Raw genomic sequence first — 2,940 nt, forward strand, 5'->3', positions numbered from 1 at the left:
CCCCCCCCCCGCCCCCCCGGCGGGCCCCCCCCCCCCCCCCCGGGGGGGGGGCCGCCCCCCCCCCCCCCCCCCCCCCCCCCCCCCCCGCCCCCCCCCCCCCCCCCCCCCGGGGGGGGGGGGGGGGGGGGGGCCCCCCCGGCGATGGGCCGCAAAGCGGCCCCTTGCAATTACACGGTCGCTTCGAGGAAGTCCTGGGCAAAGCGCTGCAGCACCCCACCGGCCTCGTAGATCGACACTTCCTCTGCGGTGTCCAGGCGGCAGGTCACCGGCACTTCCAGGCGCTCGCCGTTGGCGCGGGTCACCACCAGGGTCAGGGTCGCCCGTGGCGTACGCGCACCCAGCACGTCATAAGTCTCGCTGCCATCCAGGCCCAGCGTCTTGCGGTCGGTGCCAGGCTTGAATTCCAGCGGCAGCACGCCCATGCCCACCAGGTTGGTACGGTGGATGCGCTCGAAGCCTTCGGCGACGATCGCCTCGACACCCGCCAGGCGCACGCCCTTGGCCGCCCAGTCACGCGACGAGCCCTGGCCGTAGTCGGCACCGGCGACGATGATCAGCGACTGCTTGCGCTGCATGTAGGTCTCGATCGCCTCCCACATGCGGGTAACCTTGCCTTCCGGCTCGATACGCGCCAGCGAACCCTGCTGCACGCTGCCGTCTTCCTTGCGCACCATTTCGTTGAACAGCTTGGGGTTGGCGAAGGTGGCACGCTGGGCGGTCAGGTGGTCGCCGCGGTGGGTGGCGTAGGAGTTGAAGTCCTCCTCCGGCAAGCCCATCTTCGCCAGGTACTCACCGGCGGCGCTGTCGAGCATGATGGCGTTGGACGGCGACAGGTGGTCGGTGGTGATGTTGTCCGGCAGCACCGCCAGCGGGCGCATGCCACGCAGCGTGCGCTCGCCGGCCAGGGCGCCTTCCCAGTATGGCGGGCGGCGGATGTAGGTGCTCATCGGGCGCCAGTCGTACAGCGGCGCCACCTTCGGCCCACGGTCTTCCTCGATGGCGAACATCGGGATGTACACCTTGCGGAACTGCTCCGGCTTGACCGCCGCACGCACCACGGCGTCGATCTCTTCATCGCTCGGCCAGATATCCTTCAGGCGGATTTCCTTGCCATCGACCACGCCCAGCACATCCTTCTCGATGTCGAAGCGGATGGTGCCGGCAATGGCGTAGGCCACTACCAGCGGCGGCGAGGCGAGGAAGGCCTGCTTGGCGTAGGGGTGGATACGCCCGTCGAAGTTGCGGTTGCCCGACAGCACTGCGGTGGCATACAGGTCGCGGTCGATGATTTCCTGCTGGATCACCGGGTCCAGTGCACCGGACATGCCGTTGCAGGTGGTACAGGCGAAAGCGACGATGCCAAAGCCGAGCTGCTCCAGTTCCTTCTCCAGCCCCGCTTCTTCCAGGTACAGCTGCACGGCCTTGGAGCCAGGTGCCAGCGACGACTTGACCCACGGTTTGCGCACCAGGCCGAGCTTGTTGGCATTGCGCGCCAGCAGGCCGGCGGCGATCACGTTGCGCGGGTTGCTGGTGTTGGTGCAGCTGGTGATGGCGGCGATGATGACCGCGCCATCCGGCATTTGCCCCGGCACCTCTTCCCATTTACCCGCGATACCTTTGGCCGCCAGGTCGCTGGTGGCGACACGGGCATGCGGGTTGGACGGGCCGGCCATGTTGCGCACCACGCTCGACAGGTCGAAGCTCAGGGTGCGCTCGTAAACAGCGCCGCCGAGGCTGTCGGCCCACAGGCCGGTGGCCTTGGCGTAGGTTTCCACCAGTTTGACTTGCTGCTCCTCGCGGCCGGTCAGGCGCAGGTAGTCGATGGTCTGCTGGTCGATGGCGAACATCGCCGCCGTGGCGCCATATTCCGGGGCCATGTTGGAAATGGTCGCGCGGTCGCCCAGGGTCAGGGCGCGGGCACCTTCACCATGGAACTCCAGGTAGGCACCGACAACCTTCTGCTTGCGCAGGAACTCGGTCAGCGCCAGCACCAGGTCGGTGGCGGTGATGTTCGGCGCCAGCCTGCCGGTCAACTCGACGCCGACGATTTCCGGCAGGCGCATCCACGAGGCACGGCCAAGCATCACGTTTTCGGCTTCCAGGCCGCCGACGCCGATGGCGATCACGCCCAGGGCGTCGACATGCGGGGTGTGGCTGTCGGTGCCGACGCAGGTGTCCGGGTAGGCCACGCCACGGTCGTTGTGGATCACCGGCGACATCTTTTCCAGGTTGATCTGGTGCATGATGCCGTTGCCTGGCTGGATCACATCGACGTTCTTGAACGCCTTCTTGGTCCAGTTGATGAAGTGGAAGCGGTCTTCGTTGCGGCGGTCTTCGATGGCGCGGTTCTTGTCGAAGGCCTGCGGGTCGAAGCCACCGCACTCGACGGCCAGCGAGTGGTCGACGATCAACTGCACCGGCACCACCGGGTTGACCTGGGCCGGGTCGCCACCTTTGTCGGCAATCGCGTCACGCAGGCCGGCGAGGTCCACCAGCGCGGTCTGGCCGAGGATGTCATGGCACACCACGCGCGCCGGGAACCACGGGAAGTCGAGGTCGCGCTGGCGCTCGATCAGCTGGCCCAGCGAGGCGTCGAGGGTGGCCGGGTCGCAGCGGCGCACCAGGTTCTCGGCGAGCACGCGGGAGGTGTATGGCAGGCCATCGTAGGCGCCGGGCTTGATCGCCTCGACCGCCGCGCGGGCATCGAAGTAGTCCAGGTCGGTGCCTGGCAGGTGCTTGCGGTATGCAGTGTTCATCATGGAATCAGGCTCGGTCACAGGATTCGGAAGGTTTCACCGCCCTGTGAGAGCGGGCGGGGGGGGGGGGGGGGGGGGGGGGGGGGCGGGGGGGGGGGGGGGGGCCCCCCCCCCCCCCCCCCGACACGGGGGGGGGCGGGGCGGCGGGCGGGGGGGGGGGGGGGGGGGGGGGGGGGGGGGGGGG

At 69.1% G+C, this 2,940-nt stretch carries 1 protein-coding gene; it reads right to left on the reverse strand.

All coding sequences use genetic code 11. The features are described 5' to 3' along the window. Positions 1-167: 167 nt before the first annotated feature. Entirely contained in the window at positions 168-2,756 is a 2,589-nt protein-coding gene (acnD, locus tag C6A77_RS25030) for a Fe/S-dependent 2-methylisocitrate dehydratase AcnD (RefSeq protein WP_114172017.1), read from the reverse strand. Positions 2,757-2,940 lie beyond the last annotated feature (184 nt).

The sequence above is a fragment of the Pseudomonas sp. AFG_SD02_1510_Pfu_092 genome (assembly GCF_003331055.1).
In the GTDB taxonomy this organism is placed as follows: domain Bacteria; phylum Pseudomonadota; class Gammaproteobacteria; order Pseudomonadales; family Pseudomonadaceae; genus Aquipseudomonas.